The organism is Pseudomonas sp. NPDC086566 (assembly GCF_050280885.1).
Taxonomy (GTDB): Bacteria; Pseudomonadota; Gammaproteobacteria; order Pseudomonadales; family Pseudomonadaceae; genus Aquipseudomonas; species Aquipseudomonas vlassakiae.
This window is the reverse complement of the sequence record NZ_JBNNWD010000011.1, coordinates 159,418-178,253: the sequence shown is the minus strand read 5'-3', so window position 1 is coordinate 178,253 and position 18,836 is coordinate 159,418. Positions and strand designations below refer to the sequence as shown.

Sequence of the window (18,836 nt, the reverse complement as noted above, 5' to 3'; positions counted from 1 at the left end):
AACGGTCAGCGCTGGGCTTCGAAATCGAGCAGTTTGCTGGCGACGCGGCCGGCATCGACCTGGTAGCTGCCGTCGGCGATCGCCTGCTTCAACTGAGCCACGCGGGCACTGTTGACCACGGGCTGGTCGCGCAGCTTGTCGCTGACCTTTTGCAACTGCTGGGCCTCTTGGCTGAGGTGTACCGCTTCTCCGCTGGCGCTGGCGCTTTTCGGCGCTTCTTGGGTTTCGCCGGTTTTCTCGGCGTTGCCGGACGTGGCGTTGCCACGAACGCCGCCCGTGATGGACGGAGAATTATTCAAACGACTGAAGTCGATGACCATGATCAGAAACCTCTGGGTATTTGGACGCTTGCCTTGTTTTCGGCCAACCCGAAAGAAACTTTAGGCGTAAATGCATAGCCGCCTGTCAGCAAGCTCGCGAACCCGTGTTCTGACACAGTTTAGGAAAAGCGGTTCCTCACCGCCAGCGCAATCTACATGGCGACCTCGACCTGGCCGGGGCCGGTGACGCGGGCTTTCACCACGCGCTGCGAATTGAGGTTACGCACGCGGATTTGTTCGCCCTGGCCGCCCTTGGCCAAGGCTTCGCCAGGCATGCGCACGCTCAACGGGCCGCTGCGTGCGGTGATCACCACATGATCGCCTTTGCGCACCACTTCGGCTTGCTCCAGGTGCTGCGGCGTGAGGACCTGGTCGAGCACTGTCGGGCGCAGCATCTTCATGCCTACCGCCTGGTCGAGGTCGGTGAGAAAGCCCTGGGGCAGCGTGCCGACGTCACGCTCGCGCAGGGCCACGTCGCCTTCGCCAACGACATTGTCGCGCTTGAGCGGACGGGTCACCACCACCACATCACGGAACAGCTTTACGGTTGCCGGCACGAAGATGGTCCATGGCGCGCTGCCGTCACAGCGGACCCGCACGGTGACCCGGCCCAGCGGTTGCGCCGGGCTCTCCAGCGAGGCGTCCAGCGGCTGGCTGCACAGCGGCATGCGCAGACGCGGATCGAGCGGGTTGACCTGGATTTCGTAGCGCCCGGGCGTCTGGGTGGTCGCCAGGTAATCCTCGACACTGAATTCAAGAAACCCTTGGGTGACACCGATAAGCTGTTCAGGCAAGGTAACCGCATCCGCCAGCGTGCGAACGCCGGGTGCCAGCAGGCACAGCACGGCGAGCGTGCCGCTCAGCAGGTGCGTCAGTCGTCGGAAATTTGTCGTTTTCGTGTACATGGCGCTCAAAAAAGCAAAGCCCGTGCCGACTTGGTGGTCATGTAGCACCAAAAAGGCAGAACGCATAAGGAGTCAGGCATGGCGGGGGTAATGGATTCAGTCAACCAGCGCACGCAGCTGGTTGGGCAGAATCGCCTGGAATTGCTGCTGTTCCGTCTCAACGGGGCGCAGCTATACGGCATCAACGTGTTCAAGGTTCGCGAAGTGCTGCAGTGTCCGGAGCTGACCGTGCTGCCCAAGTCGCACCCGGTGGTGCGCGGCGTGGCCAACATTCGCGGGGCGACCATCCCGATCCTCGATCTGTCGATGGCGACCGGCCTGCCGGGGTTGCAGGAAGACACGCGCAACAGCTTCGTGATCATCACCGAGTACAACACCAAGACCCAGGGCTTCCTGGTGCACTCGGTGGAGCGCATCGTCAACATGAACTGGGAAGAGATCCATCCGCCACCCAAGGGCACCGGCCGCGACCACTACCTGACCGCCGTCACCCGGGTCGACAACCGCATGGTCGAGATCATCGATGTGGAGAAGGTGCTGGCCGAAGTGGCGCCGTCGTCCGAGTCGGTGTCTGCCGGTGTGGTCGATGCCGAGGTGCAGGACAAGGCCACGCTGCTGCGGGTGCTGACCGTCGACGATTCGTCGGTGGCGCGCAAGCAGGTCAGCCGCTGCCTGCAGACGGTGGGGGTGGACGTGGTGGCGCTCAACGATGGCCGACAGGCCCTCGACTACCTGCGCAAGCTGGTGGAGGAGGGCAAAAAGCCGGAAGAAGAGTTCCTGATGATGATCTCCGACATTGAAATGCCGGAAATGGATGGCTACACGCTTACCGCAGAGATCCGCAGCGATCCGCGCATGCAAAAATTGCACATCTGCCTGCATACTTCGCTGTCCGGGGTATTCAACCAGGCGATGGTCAAGAAGGTCGGGGCGGATGATTTCCTGGCCAAGTTCAAGCCGGACGACCTGGCCCAGCGCGTGGTCGACCGGATCAAGGCAGCGAATTGAAGCGGCCGGGGCATGTTTCCGGCACCAGTGATTTAAAAGAGGCGGCAGTAGTGTCTACGGGTAATTTGGAGTTCGAACAGTTCAGGGTCTTCCTGGAAAAAGCCTGTGGCATCCTGCTGGGCGAGAATAAGCAGTACCTGGTTTCCAGCCGTCTCAACAAGTTGATGGAGCAGCAGGGCATCAAGAGCCTGGGCGAGCTGGTGCAGCGGATCCAGACCCAGCCGCGAGGTGGCCTGCGCGAACAGGTGGTGGATGCGATGACCACCAACGAGACCCTGTGGTTTCGCGATACCTACCCGTTCGAAGTGCTGAAGAACAAGGTCATTCCCGAGTTCATCAGGAACAACCCCGGGCAGCGCCTGCGCATGTGGTCGGCGGCTTGCTCCTCGGGGCAGGAGCCGTATTCGATCTCGATGGCCATCGACGAGTTCGAGCGCAGCAACCTGGGCCAGTTGAAGATGGGCGCCCAGATCGTGGCCACCGACCTGTCCGGCTCGATGCTGACCAACTGCAAGACCGGTGAGTACGACAGCCTGGCCATCGCCCGTGGCCTGTCCCAGGAGCGCCTGCAACGTTACTTCGACGCCAAGGGGCCGGGGCGCTGGGCGGTCAAGCCGGCAATCCGTAGCCGCGTCGAGTTCCGCTCGTTCAACCTGCTCGACAGCTATGCGAGCCTGGGCAAGTTCGACATCGTGTTCTGTCGCAATGTGCTGATCTACTTCTCCGCGCAGGTGAAGAAGGACATCCTGATGCGTATCCACAGCACCCTGAAACCTGGGGGCTACCTGTTCCTCGGCGCTTCCGAGGCGCTGAACGGGTTGCCGGACCATTACCAGATGGTCCAGTGCAGCCCGGGGATCATCTACCAGGCCAAGTAAGCCAGAAGGCCGGCGGCGAAAGTTGCCGGCCTTCTTGTTTGCCTGTGCCGCCTTCTTCGCGGGCGAGCCCGCGAAGAAGGCAGCGCGGTTTGACGTCAATTTTTTGATTTGCCGCTTTTGCCACCCGGCAATTGCCGCTTTCGCTTCGCCAGGCGGAAGCAGTTTGCCGCTTTTCTGGCATCACGCCATCAGCTACCAGCGTCGTAGCCCAGCATTTCCGGGCTTTCGGAATTCTGGCACAGCCCTTGCTATACCTTGCTCAACGTAATTCCGGCCAACCTTCGAAGGTTTCCCCGACATGAGCATCAGTTTCGACAAGGCGCTTGGCATTCACGAAAAGGCACTGGGCTTCCGCGCCCAGCGCGCCGAAGTGCTGGCCAACAACATCGCCAACGCCGACACGCCCAACTACAAGGCGCGTGACATGGACTTCTCGTCGGTGCTCGCCGCCGAGAGCCAGAAGCAGCAAAGCGGCCGCTTCGCCATGGACCGCACCAACAGCCGCCACATCGAGGCCGAAGGCCTGGCAATGGCCGACGACACCCTGCAGTACCGCGTGCCGACACAGCCATCGATCGACCAGAACACCGTGGACGCCCAGATCGAGCAATCGAACTACACGGAGAACGCCATCGGTTTCCAGGCCAGCTTCACCTTGCTCAACAGTAAATTCAAAGGGCTGGTTTCGGCCCTGCGCGGAGAGTAATTCATGTCCCTTTCCAGTGTTTTCAACATTGCCGGCAGCGGCATGAGCGCGCAGAACACCCGCCTCAACACCGTCGCCTCGAACATCGCCAACGCCGAGACCGTGTCGTCGAGCATCGACCAGACCTACCGTGCGCGCCACCCGGTGTTCGCCACCACCTTCCAGAACGCGCAAAGCGGCGTCAGCCAGTCGCTGTTCGAGGGCCAGGGCGAAGCGGGGCAGGGTGTGCAGGTCAAGGGCATCGTCGAAGACCAGAGCAACCTGGAGGCGCGCTACGAGCCGAATCATCCGGCGGCGAACAAGGACGGCTACGTCTATTACCCGAACGTCAACGTGGTCGAGGAGATGGCAGACATGATCTCCGCCAGCCGTGCGTTCCAGACCAACGCCGAGCTGATGAATACCGCCAAGAACATGATGCAGAAAGTCCTGACCCTGGGTCAGTGATAAGGAATCCAGACCATGGCAGTCGATAGCACCAGCGGTGTGAACCTCAACGACGTCATCGCGGCGTCCGGTGTGACCACCAACACCAGCAAAACCTCCACGACCAGTTCCGCGACTGGTGGTCAGACCCTGGGCAAGGACGCGTTCCTGCAGTTGCTGGTCACCCAGATGCAGAACCAGAACCCGCTGGACCCGCAGGACAACAGCGAATTCGTTGCGCAGCTGGCGCAGTTCAGCAGCCTCGAAGGGATCACGTCGCTGAACGAGTCGGTCAGCGCCATCACCAGTGCCATGGCCTCGTCCCAGGCGCTGCAGGCCTCTTCGCTGGTCGGTCGCTCGGTGATCGTGCAGAACGACAAGGCCGTCGTCGATACCACCAGCAGCTTCAACGCACAGTTCGTGGTGCCTCAGGCCATCAGCGAGGCGAAGATCACCATCACCGACAAGGATGGCAATACCGTCAAGACCATCGAGCTGGGCGAGCAGGCGGCCGGTTACGGCGACTTCATCTGGGATGGCACCAATAACAGCGGCGAGAAGGTCGATCCGGGCACCTACACCTTCACTGCCACCACCACGGTGGATGGCAAAGCCGTGCAGATGAACACCTTGCTGCCAGCCAAGGTCACCAGCGTCAGCTTCAACACCACTGGCGAGATGGTGCTGAACCTGGCGGGTGTGGGCAAGGTTTCCCTGTCCGACGTACAAACCATCGGTATCTAAGGCCGACAGAACGGCAATAAGGAGCAACAGCATGTCTTTCAATATCGGCCTTAGCGGTCTGTACGCAGCCAACAAGCAACTGGACGTTACCGGCAACAACATTGCCAACGTCAACACCACTGGCTTCAAGTCCTCGCGTGCCGAGTTCGCCGACGTCTACGCCGGTGCCAACCGCCTGGGTGTAGGCAAGAACCAGGTCGGCAACGGTGTGCGCCTGGCGGCGATCTCCCAGCAGTTCAGCCAGGGTGACGTCAACAACACCGGCAACGTGCTGGACATGGGTATCCAGGGCCAGGGTTTCTTCGTGCTGTCCGACAACGGCGCACGCGTTTACACCCGTGCCGGCGCCTTCCAGAACAGCAAGGACAACTACGTGGTCACCTCGGATGGCCTGCGCCTGCAGGGCTATGCCGCTGACGAGAACGGCAACATCAAGCGCGGTGTGCTGACCGACTTGAAGATCGATACCTCGTCGCTTGCGCCGAAGGCCACCACCCTGATCGACCAGGGCATCAACCTCAACTCCGAAGCGACCATCATCCCGCTGCCGAGCGCGACGCCTGCCGGCCCGACCTTCGACCCGGCGGATGATACTACTTACACCAAGTCCTTCCCGACCAAGGTGTACGACAGCCAGGGCAACGAGCACACCATGGAGCAGTTCTACCGCAAGACCGGTACGAACCAGTGGACCATGTATACCCTGATTGATGGTCGCAATCCGATGGATCCGACGTCCACTGCGCCGCTGGAAGCGTCCATGACGTTCAACTCCGACGGTAGCGTGGCGTCCATGGCCACCGATCCGGCCAGCATCCCGGTAGGTGCCCCGGCAGGTGCCCAGTGGGACGTGACCAACAACACCTTCACCCTCAAGGGCTGGATCCCGGCCGCCAAAGATGCATCGGGCAACTGGGCCTCCAACGGTTCGGCGGAAAACACCGCCGGCATGCGCCTGTCGATGAACAGCACCACCTCGTACAACACCGAGACTGCGCGTATGTCGCAGTCCCAGGACGGTTACGCCACCGGTATCCTGTCGAGCCTGTCGATCGACTCCACCGGCGTGATGTTCGCCAGCTTCAGCAACCAGCAATCGCGCGCCATCGGCCAGGTGGCCCTGGCCAGCTTTGCCAACGAGCAAGGGTTGCAGCAGATTGGCGGCACACGCTGGACCGAGACCTACTCGTCGGGTATTCCGGGTATCGATTCACCGAAAACCGGCACCCTGGGCAGCGTCGAGTCGAACTCGCTGGAAGCCTCGAACGTCAACCTGACCCAGGAGCTGGTCGAGCTGATCAAGGCGCAGAGCAACTACCAGGCAAACGCCAAGACCATCTCCACCGAAAGCACCATCATGCAGACCATCATCCAGATGACCTGATGGCCGCTGGCTGAGCGTGTGTGGACGAACCCCTTTCCCGTGAGGGGGTTCGTCGTCTCTGCGGGAGTGAACATGAAAAGGCTGGTTGTCGCATTGATCGCCGCGTTCTGCCTGTATCAGGCCCAGGCCGGCACCGCGCCGTGGTGGCGCTGGGAAAGCCAGGCGGATGGCCGGCTGGTGTGCTCGCAATGGCCGCCGGGGGAGGGCTGGAAGAAGTTTGCCGGCCCATTCAGCAATGGCGGTTGTCGCGAGCCTTGATTGACCTGTGCCGGCCCTTTCGCGGGCTTGCCCGCGAAAGGGCCGGTACAGGATTGCCGCGATCGGCAATCCGGCGCCGGATAACCGGCGGCGGCTCAGTGGCAGAACCCCGGAAAAGCCCGTAATCACGGGCTTTTTCATCAATTCAAAAAGTTGGTTCGGAACTTGCTTTAGAGCCTGCACAGCAACGGCGAGCGGCAAACGATCGTCAGTGCAGCGGAGGATGACTGTGGACAAGATGCTTTACGTGGCCATGACCGGCGCCAGCCAGAACGCGCTGGCGCAAAAGGCCCACGCCAACAACCTGGCGAACGTTTCCACCAACGGCTTCCAGCGCGACCTGGAACAGGCACGCTCGATGCCGGTGTTCGGTGACAGCTTTCCGTCACGGGCGTTTGCCATGACCGAACGCCCGGCCACCGACTTCAGCGAAGGGCCGATGGTCGAGACCGGGCGTGAGCTGGACGTGGCCGTGAGTGGTCAGGGCTTCATCGCCGTGCAGGCGCCCGATGGCAGCGAAGCCTACGTGCGCACCGGCAGCCTGAACATCGACGCCCTCGGCGTGCTGCGTGCCGGCAACGGCATGCCGGTGATCGGCAACGGTGGCCCGATCGCCATTCCGCCAGAGCAAAAGGTCGAAGTCGGTGCCGACGGCACCATCAGCATCCGCTCGATGGGTGAGGACCCGCGCGTGATGGCCGAGGTCGACCGTATCAAGCTGGTCAACCCGGACATCAAGGGCATGACCAAAGGCCTGGACGGCCTGATCCACACCCAGAACGGCCAACCGGCACCCGCCGACGTCAATGTGCGGGTGGTGTCGGGCTTCCTCGAAGGCAGCAACGTCAACGCCGTTGAAGAAATGACCTCGGTACTGGCGCTGTCCCGCCAGTTCGAGCTGCACGTGAAAATGATGAACGCGGCCAAGGAAGGCGATGAAGCCATGGCGCGTGTTTTGCAAATCGGCTAACCAACTTTGAACGGGTGCCGTAAAACAGGCGCACGAGGAGAATACTGATGCTTCCGGCTCTTTGGGTCGCTAAAACCGGCCTGTCCGCCCAGGACACCAACCTGACCGTCATTTCCAACAACCTGGCCAACGTCTCGACCACCGGCTTCAAGCGTGATCGTGCCGAGTTCGCCGACCTGCTGTACCAGATCAAGCGTCAGCCAGGCGCGCAGTCGACCCAGGACAGCGAGCTGCCGTCGGGCCTGCAGGTCGGTACCGGTGTGCGCATCGTCGGCACCCAGAAAAACTTCCAGACCGGCAGCCTGCAGACCACCGAAAACCCGTTGGACATGGCGGTCAACGGCCGCGGCTTCTTCCAGGTGCTGCAGCCGGACGGTACCGTCTCGTACACCCGTGACGGTACCTTCCACCTGAACTCCGATGGCCAGATCGTCACCGCCCAAGGCTTTGCCCTTGAGCCGGCGATCGTGGTGCCGAACGATGCCCAGACCTTCACCGTCGGCCAGGATGGCACCGTGTCGATCACCACCGCCGGCAACCCGGCTGCCCAGGTGATCGGCAACCTGCAGACCGCCGACTTCATCAACCCGGCCGGCCTGCAGGCGATCGGTGACAACCTGTTCCTGGAAACCGCTGCCAGCGGCGCGCCACAGGTCGGTACTCCAGGCCTGAACGGCTTCGGCACCACCCTGCAGCAGACCCTGGAAAACTCTAACGTCAGCACCGTGGAAGAGCTGGTGAACATGATCACCACCCAGCGTGCCTACGAGATGAACTCCAAGGTCATCTCCACCGCCGACCAGATGCTGTCGTTCGTGACGCAGCAACTCTAAAAGCCCTAGTGCAGGTTCTACTCCCGTTACACCGTGAGGTAAGTGTCATGAAGCGTCTGTTGTCTGTATTCGCCCTGGGGGGGGCGGTCGTGCTGGCTGGTTGCGTCGCGCCGACGCCCAAGCCGAACGACCCGTACTACGCGCCGGTTCTGCCGCGTACCCCGCTGCCGGCTGCAGCCAACAACGGTTCGATCTACCAGGCCGGTTTCGAGCAGGGCCTGTACACCGACCGCAAGGCGTTCCGCGTGGGTGACATCATCACCATCACCCTCAACGAACGCACCTCGGCGAGCAAGAACGCCGGTTCGCAGATCCAGAAGAACAGCAAGGCCGACATTGGCCTGACCTCGCTGTTCGGCTCCAACCCGAACACCAACAACCCGTTCGGCGGCGGCGACCTGTCGCTGGAAGCCGGCTACAGCGGTGACCGCACCACCAAGGGCGACAGCAAGGCCACCCAGGGCAACACCCTGACCGGTTCGATCACCGTCACCGTGGCCGAGGTGCTGCCCAACGGCATCATCGCCGTGCGCGGTGAAAAGTGGATGACCCTCAACACCGGTGAAGAGCTGGTGCGTATCGCCGGCCTGATCCGTGCCGACGACATCGCCACCGACAATACCGTGCCGTCGACTCGCGTGGCTGATGCGCGCATCACCTACTCGGGCACCGGTTCGTTCGCCGATGCCAGTCAGCCCGGCTGGCTGGACCGCTTCTTCATGAGCCCGCTTTGGCCCTTCTGAGTACGGATGAACATGTTCAACGTTAGGCAGTTGATAGCCGCGACCCTGCTCCTGTCCTGCGCGTTCGGTGCCCATGCCGAACGCCTCAAGGACATTGCCAGCATCTCCGGCGTGCGTTCCAACCAGTTGATCGGCTATGGCCTGGTGGTGGGGCTCAACGGCACGGGTGACCAGACCACCCAGACCCCGTTCACCCTGCAGACCTTCAACAACATGCTGTCGCAGTTCGGCATCAAGGTGCCGGCCGGCTCCGGCAACGTGCAGCTGAAGAACGTCGCGGCGGTGTCGGTGCATGCCGACCTGCCGGCCTTCGCCAAGCCGGGCCAGGTGGTGGATATCACCGTTTCGTCGATCGGCAACTCCAAGAGCCTGCGCGGCGGCAGCCTGCTGATGACCCCGCTCAAGGGGATCGACGGCAACGTCTACGCGATCGCGCAAGGTAACCTGGTGGTCGGCGGCTTCGATGCCGAGGGCCGTGACGGCTCGAAGATCACCGTCAACGTTCCGTCGGCCGGCCGTATTCCTGGCGGTGCGTCGGTCGAACGTGCGGTGCCGAGTGGTTTCAACCAGGGCAACAGCCTGACCCTGAACCTCAACCGGCCTGACTTCACCACCGCCAAGCGCATCGTCGACAAGGTCAACGACCTGCTCGGCCCTGGTGTGGCCCAGGCCGTTGATGGCGGCTCGGTGCGGGTCACCGCGCCGATGGACCCGAGCCAGCGGGTCGACTACCTGTCGATCCTCGAGAACCTCGAGATCGACCCGGGGCAGGCGGTGGCCAAGGTCATCATCAACTCGCGCACCGGTACCATCGTCATCGGCCAGAACGTCAAGGTCTCGCCGGCGGCGGTGACCCACGGCAGCCTGACCGTGACCATCACCGAAGACCCGATCGTCAGCCAGCCGGGGCCGTTCTCCAATGGCCAGACGGCGGTGGTTCCGCGTTCGCGGGTCAATGCCGAGCAGGAAGCCAAGCCGATGTTCAAGTTCGGCCCTGGGACCACGCTGGATGAGATCGTCCGCGCGGTTAACCAGGTCGGCGCGGCACCGGGCGACCTGATGGCCATCCTCGAAGCACTGAAACAGGCCGGCGCCTTGCAGGCCGACCTGATCGTGATCTGAGGACGCCGCGGATGAATTCGAAAAGCCTGGTCTCCAGCCACGCCGACAGCGGTGCCTACACCGACCTCAATCGCCTGAGCTCGCTCAAGCACGGTGATCGCGACAGCGACGCCAACGTGCGCAAGGTGGCCCAGGAGTTCGAGTCGCTGTTCATCAGCGAGATGCTCAAGGCCTCGCGCAAGGCCAGCGATGTGCTGGCCGACGACAACCCGATGAACAGCGAGACGGTCAAACAGTACCGCGACATGTACGACCAGCAGCTGGCCGTGAGCATGTCCCGCGAGGGTGGCGGTATCGGCCTGCAGGACGTGCTGGTGCGCCAGCTGTCGAAGAACAAGAGCACCCCGGTCAATACCAGCCCGTTCCCACGCGTCGACGGCAGCGCGCCGACGCTGTGGGGCAACAAGGTGGCCGACCCGGTGCAGGCAACCCAGTCCACGGCCACGCGCAACGACGTTGCCGCGCTCAACTCGCGGCGCCTGGCGCTGCCTGGCAAGCTCACCGACCGCCTGCTGGCGGGTATCGTGCCTTCGGCCACCAGCCCGGCCGCGGCCACCAATACCGCCGCCGTGCCGGCCCGTGACGGGCAGCAGGTGGCCAAGGCCATCGCCATCCCGGACAACGGCCTGCGCATCACCGGCCGTGCCGTGGCGCAGCCGCCGCTGGCGCCGAAGAAGGCCTTTGCCGACAGCGACGAATTCGTCGCCACCATGCTGCCGATGGCCGAGCAGGCCGCCAGGCGCATTGGTGTCGACCCCCGTTACCTGGTGGCCCAGGCCGCCCTGGAAACCGGTTGGGGCAAGTCGGTCATGCGCAACAGCGATGGCAGCAGCAGCCATAACCTGTTCGGCATCAAGGCCAGCAGTAATTGGCAAGGGGATTCGGCGCGGGCGATCACCAGCGAATTCCGCGACGGCCAGTTCGTCAAGGAGACGGCGGCGTTCCGTTCCTACGATTCGTACCAGGACAGTTTCCATGACCTGGTGAGCCTGCTGCAGAGCAATTCGCGCTATCAAGATGCGGTGAAGTCGGCCGATAACCCAGAACAATTCGTGCGAGAACTGCAAAAGGCCGGGTACGCCACCGACCCGAACTACGCCAGCAAGATCTCGCAGATCGCAAGACAGATGAAGTCGTACGAGAGCTACGCAATGCTCGGTACCACAACGAAACTTTAAGGGTATGGAACCATGGCGAGTCTGATCAATATTGGCATGTCGGGACTGTCGGCCTCCCAGGCGGGCCTGCATACCACCGGCAACAACATCGCCAACGCCGATGTCGCCGGCTATTCCCGCCAGCAGAACGTCCAGCGCGCCAAGGGTTCGCTCCAGGAAGGCCAGGTGTTCATGGGCACCGGCACCACCCTGGGCGATGTCCGTCGGGTGTACAACGCCTTCCTGGACGCTCAGTTGCAGACCGCCACTTCGCTCAACAGCGACAGCACCGCCTACCTGAACCAGGTAACGCCGCTCAACAACTTGCTGTCCGACAGCAGCACCGGTATCACCGGCGCGCTGACCAATTTCTTCTCCGCCCTGCAGAGTGCTGCCAACAAGCCGACCGAAGACGCTTCCCGTCAACTGTTGCTGAGCAATGCCGAGGCACTGGCCAGCCGCTTCAACAGCCTGTCTGCCCAGTTCAAGGAGCAGAACAGCAACATCAACGGCAACCTCAGCTCGATGACCTCGCGGATCAACGAGCTGACCTCCAGCATTGCGCAGTACAACGAGCAGATCTCCAAGGTCTCGGCGGTCACCGGCCAGCCAAACGATCTGCTCGACCAGCGCAACGAGGCGGTGCGCCAGCTCAACGAACTGGTGGGGGTGCAGACCGTCGAGCGTGACGGCAGTATCGACGTGTACCTGAAGAACGGTCAGTCGCTGGTGCTGGGCAAGACCACCAACAAGATGAGTGCCGAGCCAAGCGCCACCGACCCGACCCAGTTCTCGGTCAAGCTCGATCGTGGCAGCACCACCATGGATGTCACCAGCAGCATCAGCGGTGGTGAAATGGGTGGCCTGCTGCGCTACCGCAGCGAGACCCTGGCACCGGCCATGAACGAGCTGGGCCGCATCGCGCTGGTGGTGTCGCAGCAGATCAACTCGCAGCTCGGCCAGGGCATCGACAAGAACGGTGAGTTCGGTGCGGCGCTGTTCGGCGACATCAACAGCGACAAGGCCATGTCCGCGCGCAGCACGCCCAAGGTCGGCAACAGCGGCAGTGCCTCGCTGAACGTGGTTATCCGCGACACCGGCAAGCTGAGCACCAGTGATTACCAGGTGACTTTCGTCGGCCCGGGCGCGGACAAGTACCAGGTCAAGAAGCTGCCTGACGGCACTGACATGGGCACCTACAGCACCAATGACGATCCGGCACCCATCATCGACGGCTTTAGCCTCGACCTCAAGAGCGGTACTGCAGCGGTGGGCGATAGCTTCAAGATCACCCCGACCCGTAATGCCTCGGCGGAAATCGGCGTGGTGCTCACCGATGCCAAGCGCCTGTCGCTGGCCGCGCCGCTGACAGCTACTTCGGGTGCCGGCAATGTCGGTACCGGTGTGATCACCCAGCCGGTGCTGACCTCGGTGCTGGATATCGCCGACCCGGCACAACGTCTGGAACTGCAGACCGGTATCAAGTATTCCACGCCGGTGCGCCTGGTGTTCGGTAACGAAACCACCTCGCCGCAGACTTACGAAGCCTTCGATGCCAAGGGCAACAGCATTGGCACGGGCACCTTCGTTCCGGGGCAGAGCAACACCCTGAAGTTCGATGTGCCGATGATCGACTCGGCAGGCAACCCGATCAATGACGCCAGCGGTAACCAGAAGTCGTTCAGTTTCGAAATGGATGTCGCCGGTGCGCCCAAGGATGGCGACAGCTTCACCGTATCGCTGACCGGCGCCGGCTCTTCGGACAACCGCAACGCGCTGTCGCTGCAGGAATTGCAGACCAAGCAGACCATGGACGTGGGTTCGACCAAGGGCATCAGCATCACCGACGCCTACGGCAAGCTGGTGGAAAACGTCGGGGCCCAGGCCAAGCAAGGCCAGATGGACACCCAGGCAACCGGCGTCATCCTGACCCAGGCAACCGGTGCCCGTGATTCGGTGTCCGGTGTGCAACTGGATGAAGAAGCCGGCAACCTGGTCAAGTACCAGCAGTACTACACGGCCTCGTCGCAGATCATCAAGGCGGCGCAGGAAATCTTCAACACCCTGATCGCCGCGCTTTAAGGAGTCTTGACCCATGCGTATTTCCACGGCCCAGTTCTATGCGTCCAGCGCGGCAAACTACCAGCGCAACTATTCCAACCTGGTCAAGACCAACGAGGAAGCCAGTTCCTTCGTGCGCGTCAACACCGCTGCCGATGACCCGGTGGGGGCAGCGCGCCTGCTGCAACTGGGCAACCAGGCGGACATGCTGGCTCAGTTCAAGACCAACGCCACCAACATCACCAACTCGCTGAACCAGACCGAGACCACGCTGGACTCGATCAATACGATCCTGTCGCGGGTCAACGAGCTGGCACTGGAGTCGGGCAATGCCGGCTACACCGACACCGAGCGCAAGGCCAAGGCGGCCGAACTGGGCCAGCTGGAAGACCAGTTGTTGAGCCTGATGAACAGCCGCGACGAGAACGGTCAGTACCTGTTCGCCGGCTCCAAGACCGACACCGCGCCGTTCGTGCGCAATGCCGATGGCACCTACTCCTATCAGGGCGACCAGACCCAGCTGGAGCTGCAGGTCGGCGACATGCTCAAGATGGCGGGCAACAGCACCGGCTACAGCGTGTTCGAGCAAGCCCTGAACACCAGCCGCACGTCCACCACCCTGACCGCTCCGCCAGTGGATGACGGCCGGGTGAAACTGTCCAACGGCCAGGTGTCAGGCAGCGTCACCTACAACGACCGCTTCAAAAGTGGCCAGCCGTACACCATTACCATGCTCAGCAGTACCAAGTTCAGCATTACCGACAGCCAGGGCAACGACGTCACCGCAGAAGCCTCCCAGGGTGGCAGCTTCGACCCGAATACGGCGGGCGGTTCGATGGTCAGCTTCCGTGGCGTGGACCTGCGCCTGAACATCAACCTGCAGGATGGCGATGTCGCCGACACTGCCGTGGCGGGCCACACCTTCACGCTGCAGAGCAAGCCGGACACCATCACTGCCACGCGCAGCCCGGGCAACCCGTCGAACGCACAAGTGTCGTCGATCAGCGTCACCGACCCGACCAAGTACAAGGCGATGTTCCCGAGCGGTGGTGCGGTGATCAAGTTCACCAGCGACACGGACTTCGAGCTGTATGCCCAGCCGCTGACCGCAGACAGCCGGCCTGTGGCCAGTGGCAGCATGGTGGGCAACGTCGCCTCGGCAGCAGGTGTGGATTTCACGTTCACCAGTACCCCCGCGCAGCAGTCCGGTGACCAGTACATGGTGCAAGTCGACAACCACCAGACCCAGAACGTCCTGGACAGCGTGGCCAAGCTGCGTACTGCCCTGAGCCAGCCGATCGATGGCGACAATGCCGCCTACCAGCAGCTGCGCGCCGACCTGGATTCGGCCATCGCCAACATTCAGAGCGGCCAGGATGCCCTGAGCCGGGCGGTTACCGATATCGGTGCGCGGGGCAAGGCGCTGGAGATCCAGCAGAACACCAACGAAAGCCTGAGCATCGCCAACACCACCACGCAGTCGTCGATCCGCGACTCCGACCCGTCCGAGGTGCTGATCCGCCTGACTCAGCAGAAAACCACGCTCGAAGCCTCCCAGCAGGCGTTCGCGCGCATCAGCCAGTTGAGCCTGTTCAACGCCCTCTGAGTGCGCCTGTTGCCGTCACCCTTAGCCCGCCCGGGGCGAGGGCTGACGGCGCGTTGTTTCCCCCATGGTAGCGACTGTTCTGAATCCTCTGCGGGCAGTCACCTGTCGAGAGATTTGCCCCGTGTACCCAGCCCCCTTAGTCAGTCTCGTCATCCCCGCGTGCAACCCTCGGTTCTTCCGGGCGGCCCTGGCCAGCGCCCTGGCCCAGGACTACGACAACCTCGAAGTCATCGTCTGCGACGACAGCCACGGGGCCGAGATCGAAACGGTGGTGGAGGAGTTGCGCGGGCTGGCCAGTCACCCGCTGGTGTATCTGCGCAACCCACAGCCGCTGGGGTTTGTCGGCAACCTGCAGTTGGGCTTTGAGCACAGCCAGGGCGACTACATCAAATTTCTCTGCGACGACGACCGCCTGATGGCCGATTGCGTGTCCAGCCAGGTGCGGCTGTTCCAGGCCCATGACGACCTCAGCCTGGTTGCGACCCGACGGCTACTGGCCGACGCCGACGATTGCACCCTGCCGCAGCGTCTGGAAACCAGCCCGGTCACCTGCGGCGCCACGCTGTTCAATGGCGACGACCTGCTGGACTTCTTCGAGACTCGCCAGCTGAACTTCATCGGCGGCCTGAGCAGTGTGCTGATGCGTGCCGGTGACTTGCGCGAACTGCTGCCAGCACTGGCGCCAGGCTTCGTGGCCATGCTCGACTTCGTGCTCTTTGTGTGCCTGTTGCGCCGCGGGCACCTGGGCGTCACTGCCGGGGTGCACTGCATCGAACGGGTCCACCCGGGCCAGCTGAGCAGCCAGAGCGACATGAAGGCCGCCGCCGTCGCTGAAGCGCAGCACCTGCGCGATATGTTCGCCGCTCGCACCGGCGAGCGTGAACCGTTCAGCGGCTGGATACGGGTGCAAGTCCTCCGGGGGGATCAACAGGATGACCAGCGCACCTGGGAGAACCTGTTCCTGATACACACGCTGCGCTGCCTGCAGGCGATCCATGATTCCCAGGTTGGCAGCGACAGCAACAGTTTTGCCGAGCTTTACGGCCAATGGCTGGCCTGCCGACAGGACCCACTGGTACTGGCGCGGCTGATGCGCCTGAGCGAGCACTGGCCAGTGCGCCCGCGCATCGTGCCGGTGGTGATCGACAGCGAGGGCGACCCTCAGGCGCTGCAGGTGACGCTGGATAGCATCGCCCGCCAGGCCTATGCCGCAGATGCAACCCTGGTGCTGTCTTGCTCGCCTCAGGCGGCCGCGCACGAAGCTCGCGTCATCAGTCAGCCGTTGCAACCTGACTGGGCAGCGCAACTGAACACGCTGGTCGAGCAACTGGACGGGGTGGACTGGGTCTACCTGCTGCGTGCCGGCGATCGCCTCAACGGTTTCAGCCTCATGCTGCTGGCCGAGCGCATCGTGTCGCGCCCGCAGATCACTTGCTGCTACGGCGATGAAGGCGGCCTGCGCGACGATGAGTCAGTGGAGCCGGTGTTCAAGCCCGACTTCAACCTCGACCTGATGCGCGGCTATCCCTACACCGGCCGCGTGCTGGCGTTCTCCCGCAACGCCATCCAGGCCTCGGGTGGTTTCGCGGCCGGCTACCGCGAGCTGGCACCTCACGACCTGCTCTGGCGCCTGGTGGAAGGCCATGGCCCGCAGGTCATCGAGCACATTTCCGAAGTGCTGGTGGAGAGCTCTTTCGGCTATGCCGCCTGGCTGTCCTCGGCGGCGGTGATCGAAGAGAACCGCCAGTTGCTTGATGCGCATCTCAAGCGCCTGGGGGTGGCCTACCAACTGCGTAACAGCGACGGGGCGATCAATCAGGTGCGTTACCTGCACGCCACGCAGCCGCGGGTGAGCCTGGTGATCAGTGTCCGGGACCAGCTGCCGGCGCTCGAGCGCTGCCTGGAAAGCGTGCTGGAGAAGACTGCCTACGCGAATTATGAAGTGTTGATCGTGGACAATGCCAGCCAGGGTGCCGAAACCCAAGCCTGGCTGGCCGCCCTGCAGCAAGTGGGCAGTGACAAGCTGCGGGTGCTGAGCCTTGGCGAGGAAACCAGCTTCGCCGCGCTGCAGAACCTGGCCGCGCAGCAGGCGCGGGGTGATTACCTGCTGATGTTGAGCCCGTACGCCGTGGTCACCGAACCGGATTGGCTCGACGCGATGCTGAGCCATGGCCAACGTCAAGAAGTCGGCGCAGTGGGCGCGAAGCTGTGCGATGCCCGGGGTCTGGTGGTCCAGGCCGGCAGCGTGCTGGGCCTGCGCGGCGGGGTGGCTTCACCCTTTGTCGGCGAGCCGGTGGAGGCGGGCGGCTACATGCAGCGTTTGCAGGTGACGCAGAACTACTCGGCAGTGGCTGGCGACTGCCTGCTGGTTCGCAAACAGCTGTTTCTGGACCTTGGTGGGCTGAACGACACGTTGTTCAGCCTCACCTTCAGCAGTATCGATCTGGGCTTGCGGCTGGGCCAGGCAGGTTATCTGGTGGTATGGGCGGCCGACGCCCGGCTGGTACTGGACCCTCCAGCGGCCGCAGCGGTCGATGTGGCCCGTGATGCCGAGCGCCAGGCCCTTGTGGCGCAGCAGCACGAGGCATTCTCCCGGGCCTGGATGCCACTGTTGGCACGGGACCCGGCCTATAACATCAACCTGACCATGGGCGGCTCCGGATTTTGTCTGGACCCTGGCCTGAAGGCAGGCTGGATGCCATTCATTGATCGCTCGCTGCCCCATGTGCTGGCGTTGCCGATGAACACTGGCGCAGTCGGGCATTACCGGGTGATCCAGCCACTGGTGGAGTTGGAGAAGGCCGGCTGGGTGACTCAGCAGCAATACTTCGAGATACCTACCAATATCAAACTGGAGCGCGCTTCGCCGGACGTGGTGATTGTGCAGGGGCGTTACCAGGAAAACTTCGTCAAGGAGATCGAGCGCCTCAAGACGTTCTCCAAGGGCTTCTGCATCTACGAACTGGATGACTATGTGATCGATGTGCCGAAGAAGAACGACCATCTCAAGCATGTGCCTGATAGCCTGGAAAAGTCGCTGCGTCGCGGTATCGAGCGTTGCGACCGGCTGGTGGTCTCGACCCAGGCCCTGGCCGATGCGCTGTACGGCGCCCACAGCGACATCCGGGTGATGCCGAACATGCTCGCCGAGGACCTCTGGGTCGGCCTGCGCAGTCAGCGCCGCAGTTCGCGCAAGCCGCGGGTTGGCTGGGGTGGTGGTACCAGTCATAGCGGTGACCTGGAGGTCATCGCCGAGGTGGTCAAGGCCCTGGCCAGCGAGGTGGACTGGGTATTCTTCGGCATGTGTCCGCCGGCGCTGCGCCCTTACGTCAAGGAGTTCCACCCGCCGGTGGCGCTGGAGCTTTACCCGGCCAAACTGGCCAGCCTGAACCTGGACCTTGCCCTGGCGCCGCTGGAGTACCACATCTTCAACGATTGCAAGAGCAACCTGCGCCTGCTGGAGTACGGTGCCTGCGGCTACCCGGTGATCGTCACCGACACCCGAGCCTACGAAGGCTACCTGCCGTGCACGCGGATCAAGACCAATTCGACGGCGGAGTGGCTGGATGCGATTCGCATGCATCTGGCCGACCCGGATGAAAGCTACCGCCTCGGTGACCGCTTGAAGCAAGAGGTGCTACGTGACTATGTGCTGCGCGAAGAGCATGTGCAGCACTGGTACAGCGGCTGGATGCCGGGCTGAGCGCGCGGCTTC

Annotated in this window: 17 protein-coding genes; 15 read left to right on the top strand and 2 right to left on the bottom strand. The window is 62.9% G+C overall.

All coding sequences use genetic code 11. The features are described from left to right. Positions 1-5: 5 nt before the first annotated feature. Both flgM and flgA read right to left on the bottom strand, forming a co-directional pair. A complete protein-coding gene (gene flgM / locus ACQKPS_RS23905) occupies positions 6-320 on the bottom strand; it encodes a flagellar biosynthesis anti-sigma factor FlgM (protein ID WP_254484235.1) in 315 nt (104 codons plus the stop codon). 152 nt (positions 321-472) lie between these two features. Then, positions 473-1,225 carry a flagellar basal body P-ring formation chaperone FlgA gene (flgA, locus tag ACQKPS_RS23900; protein WP_254484237.1) on the bottom strand — a complete coding sequence of 251 codons (753 nt, stop codon included), beginning with the start codon at positions 1,223-1,225 and terminating at the stop codon, positions 473-475. A 78-nt stretch (positions 1,226-1,303) separates the two neighbouring features. On the opposite strand from flgA, the gene ACQKPS_RS23895 reads away from it, so the two are divergent. From ACQKPS_RS23895 to ACQKPS_RS23825, 15 genes are all read left to right on the top strand, one after another. Beyond that, positions 1,304-2,233 (top strand): chemotaxis protein CheV, encoded by a 930-nt coding sequence (locus ACQKPS_RS23895; RefSeq protein WP_054886326.1) that lies wholly within the window; start codon positions 1,304-1,306, stop codon positions 2,231-2,233. Positions 2,234-2,283: 50 nt separating this feature from the next. Next, the gene (cheR, locus tag ACQKPS_RS23890) at positions 2,284-3,111 is read left to right on the top strand and encodes a protein-glutamate O-methyltransferase CheR (RefSeq protein WP_054886325.1); all 828 of its coding nucleotides are present in this window, start codon (positions 2,284-2,286) and stop codon (positions 3,109-3,111) included. Positions 3,112-3,409: 298 nt separating this feature from the next. Further along, the gene (gene flgB / locus ACQKPS_RS23885; RefSeq protein WP_054886324.1) at positions 3,410-3,817 is read left to right on the top strand and encodes a flagellar basal body rod protein FlgB; all 408 of its coding nucleotides are present in this window, start codon (positions 3,410-3,412) and stop codon (positions 3,815-3,817) included. Positions 3,818-3,820: 3 nt separating this feature from the next. Continuing rightward, positions 3,821-4,264: a flagellar basal body rod protein FlgC gene (gene flgC, locus ACQKPS_RS23880; protein WP_427605729.1), complete on the top strand. Its 444-nt coding sequence runs from the start codon at positions 3,821-3,823 to the stop codon at positions 4,262-4,264. 15 nt (positions 4,265-4,279) lie between these two features. Next, complete coding sequence (gene flgD, locus ACQKPS_RS23875) at positions 4,280-4,987, top strand: flagellar hook assembly protein FlgD (RefSeq protein ID WP_254484239.1); 708 nt, start codon at positions 4,280-4,282, stop codon at positions 4,985-4,987. Positions 4,988-5,018: 31 nt separating this feature from the next. Further along, a complete protein-coding gene (gene flgE, locus ACQKPS_RS23870; protein WP_254484241.1) occupies positions 5,019-6,371 on the top strand; it encodes a flagellar hook protein FlgE in 1,353 nt (450 codons plus the stop codon). A 72-nt stretch (positions 6,372-6,443) separates the two neighbouring features. Then, positions 6,444-6,629: a hypothetical protein gene (locus ACQKPS_RS23865; protein ID WP_054886321.1), complete on the top strand. Its 186-nt coding sequence runs from the start codon at positions 6,444-6,446 to the stop codon at positions 6,627-6,629. A gap of 229 nt (positions 6,630-6,858) precedes the next feature. After that, the gene (flgF, locus tag ACQKPS_RS23860; protein ID WP_427605728.1) at positions 6,859-7,599 is read left to right on the top strand and encodes a flagellar basal-body rod protein FlgF; all 741 of its coding nucleotides are present in this window, start codon (positions 6,859-6,861) and stop codon (positions 7,597-7,599) included. Positions 7,600-7,646: 47 nt separating this feature from the next. Then, complete coding sequence (flgG, locus tag ACQKPS_RS23855; RefSeq protein ID WP_027921148.1) at positions 7,647-8,432, top strand: flagellar basal-body rod protein FlgG; 786 nt, start codon at positions 7,647-7,649, stop codon at positions 8,430-8,432. A gap of 47 nt (positions 8,433-8,479) precedes the next feature. Continuing rightward, positions 8,480-9,175 (top strand): flagellar basal body L-ring protein FlgH, encoded by a 696-nt coding sequence (flgH, locus tag ACQKPS_RS23850; RefSeq protein ID WP_254484245.1) that lies wholly within the window; start codon positions 8,480-8,482, stop codon positions 9,173-9,175. 12 nt (positions 9,176-9,187) lie between these two features. Beyond that, positions 9,188-10,297: a flagellar basal body P-ring protein FlgI gene (locus ACQKPS_RS23845; RefSeq protein WP_176508759.1), complete on the top strand. Its 1,110-nt coding sequence runs from the start codon at positions 9,188-9,190 to the stop codon at positions 10,295-10,297. A gap of 11 nt (positions 10,298-10,308) precedes the next feature. Beyond that, positions 10,309-11,475, top strand: coding sequence for a flagellar assembly peptidoglycan hydrolase FlgJ (flgJ, locus tag ACQKPS_RS23840; protein ID WP_427605727.1), 1,167 nt, complete (start codon positions 10,309-10,311; stop codon positions 11,473-11,475). A gap of 12 nt (positions 11,476-11,487) precedes the next feature. Continuing rightward, the gene (gene flgK, locus ACQKPS_RS23835) at positions 11,488-13,536 is read left to right on the top strand and encodes a flagellar hook-associated protein FlgK (RefSeq protein ID WP_427605726.1); all 2,049 of its coding nucleotides are present in this window, start codon (positions 11,488-11,490) and stop codon (positions 13,534-13,536) included. 13 nt (positions 13,537-13,549) lie between these two features. Next, positions 13,550-15,121 (top strand): flagellar hook-associated protein 3, encoded by a 1,572-nt coding sequence (locus ACQKPS_RS23830; RefSeq protein ID WP_427605725.1) that lies wholly within the window; start codon positions 13,550-13,552, stop codon positions 15,119-15,121. A gap of 121 nt (positions 15,122-15,242) precedes the next feature. Then, complete coding sequence (locus tag ACQKPS_RS23825; protein WP_427605724.1) at positions 15,243-18,824, top strand: glycosyltransferase; 3,582 nt, start codon at positions 15,243-15,245, stop codon at positions 18,822-18,824. The last annotated feature ends 12 nt before the right edge of the window (positions 18,825-18,836 follow it).

Coding starts and splice junctions, on each gene's coding strand:
- flgK (WP_427605726.1), top strand. CDS start 11,488: ATGGCGAGTCTGATCAATATTGGCATGTCGGGACTGTCGGCCTCCCAG.
- ACQKPS_RS23895 (WP_054886326.1), top strand. CDS start 1,304: ATGGCGGGGGTAATGGATTCAGTCAACCAGCGCACGCAGCTGGTTGGG.
- flgD (WP_254484239.1), top strand. CDS start 4,280: ATGGCAGTCGATAGCACCAGCGGTGTGAACCTCAACGACGTCATCGCG.
- flgE (WP_254484241.1), top strand. CDS start 5,019: ATGTCTTTCAATATCGGCCTTAGCGGTCTGTACGCAGCCAACAAGCAA.
- flgM (WP_254484235.1), bottom strand. CDS start 320: ATGGTCATCGACTTCAGTCGTTTGAATAATTCTCCGTCCATCACGGGC.
- ACQKPS_RS23845 (WP_176508759.1), top strand. CDS start 9,188: ATGTTCAACGTTAGGCAGTTGATAGCCGCGACCCTGCTCCTGTCCTGC.
- flgH (WP_254484245.1), top strand. CDS start 8,480: ATGAAGCGTCTGTTGTCTGTATTCGCCCTGGGGGGGGCGGTCGTGCTG.
- ACQKPS_RS23830 (WP_427605725.1), top strand. CDS start 13,550: ATGCGTATTTCCACGGCCCAGTTCTATGCGTCCAGCGCGGCAAACTAC.
- ACQKPS_RS23865 (WP_054886321.1), top strand. CDS start 6,444: ATGAAAAGGCTGGTTGTCGCATTGATCGCCGCGTTCTGCCTGTATCAG.
- flgG (WP_027921148.1), top strand. CDS start 7,647: ATGCTTCCGGCTCTTTGGGTCGCTAAAACCGGCCTGTCCGCCCAGGAC.
- flgJ (WP_427605727.1), top strand. CDS start 10,309: ATGAATTCGAAAAGCCTGGTCTCCAGCCACGCCGACAGCGGTGCCTAC.
- flgB (WP_054886324.1), top strand. CDS start 3,410: ATGAGCATCAGTTTCGACAAGGCGCTTGGCATTCACGAAAAGGCACTG.
- flgA (WP_254484237.1), bottom strand. CDS start 1,225: ATGTACACGAAAACGACAAATTTCCGACGACTGACGCACCTGCTGAGC.
- flgC (WP_427605729.1), top strand. CDS start 3,821: ATGTCCCTTTCCAGTGTTTTCAACATTGCCGGCAGCGGCATGAGCGCG.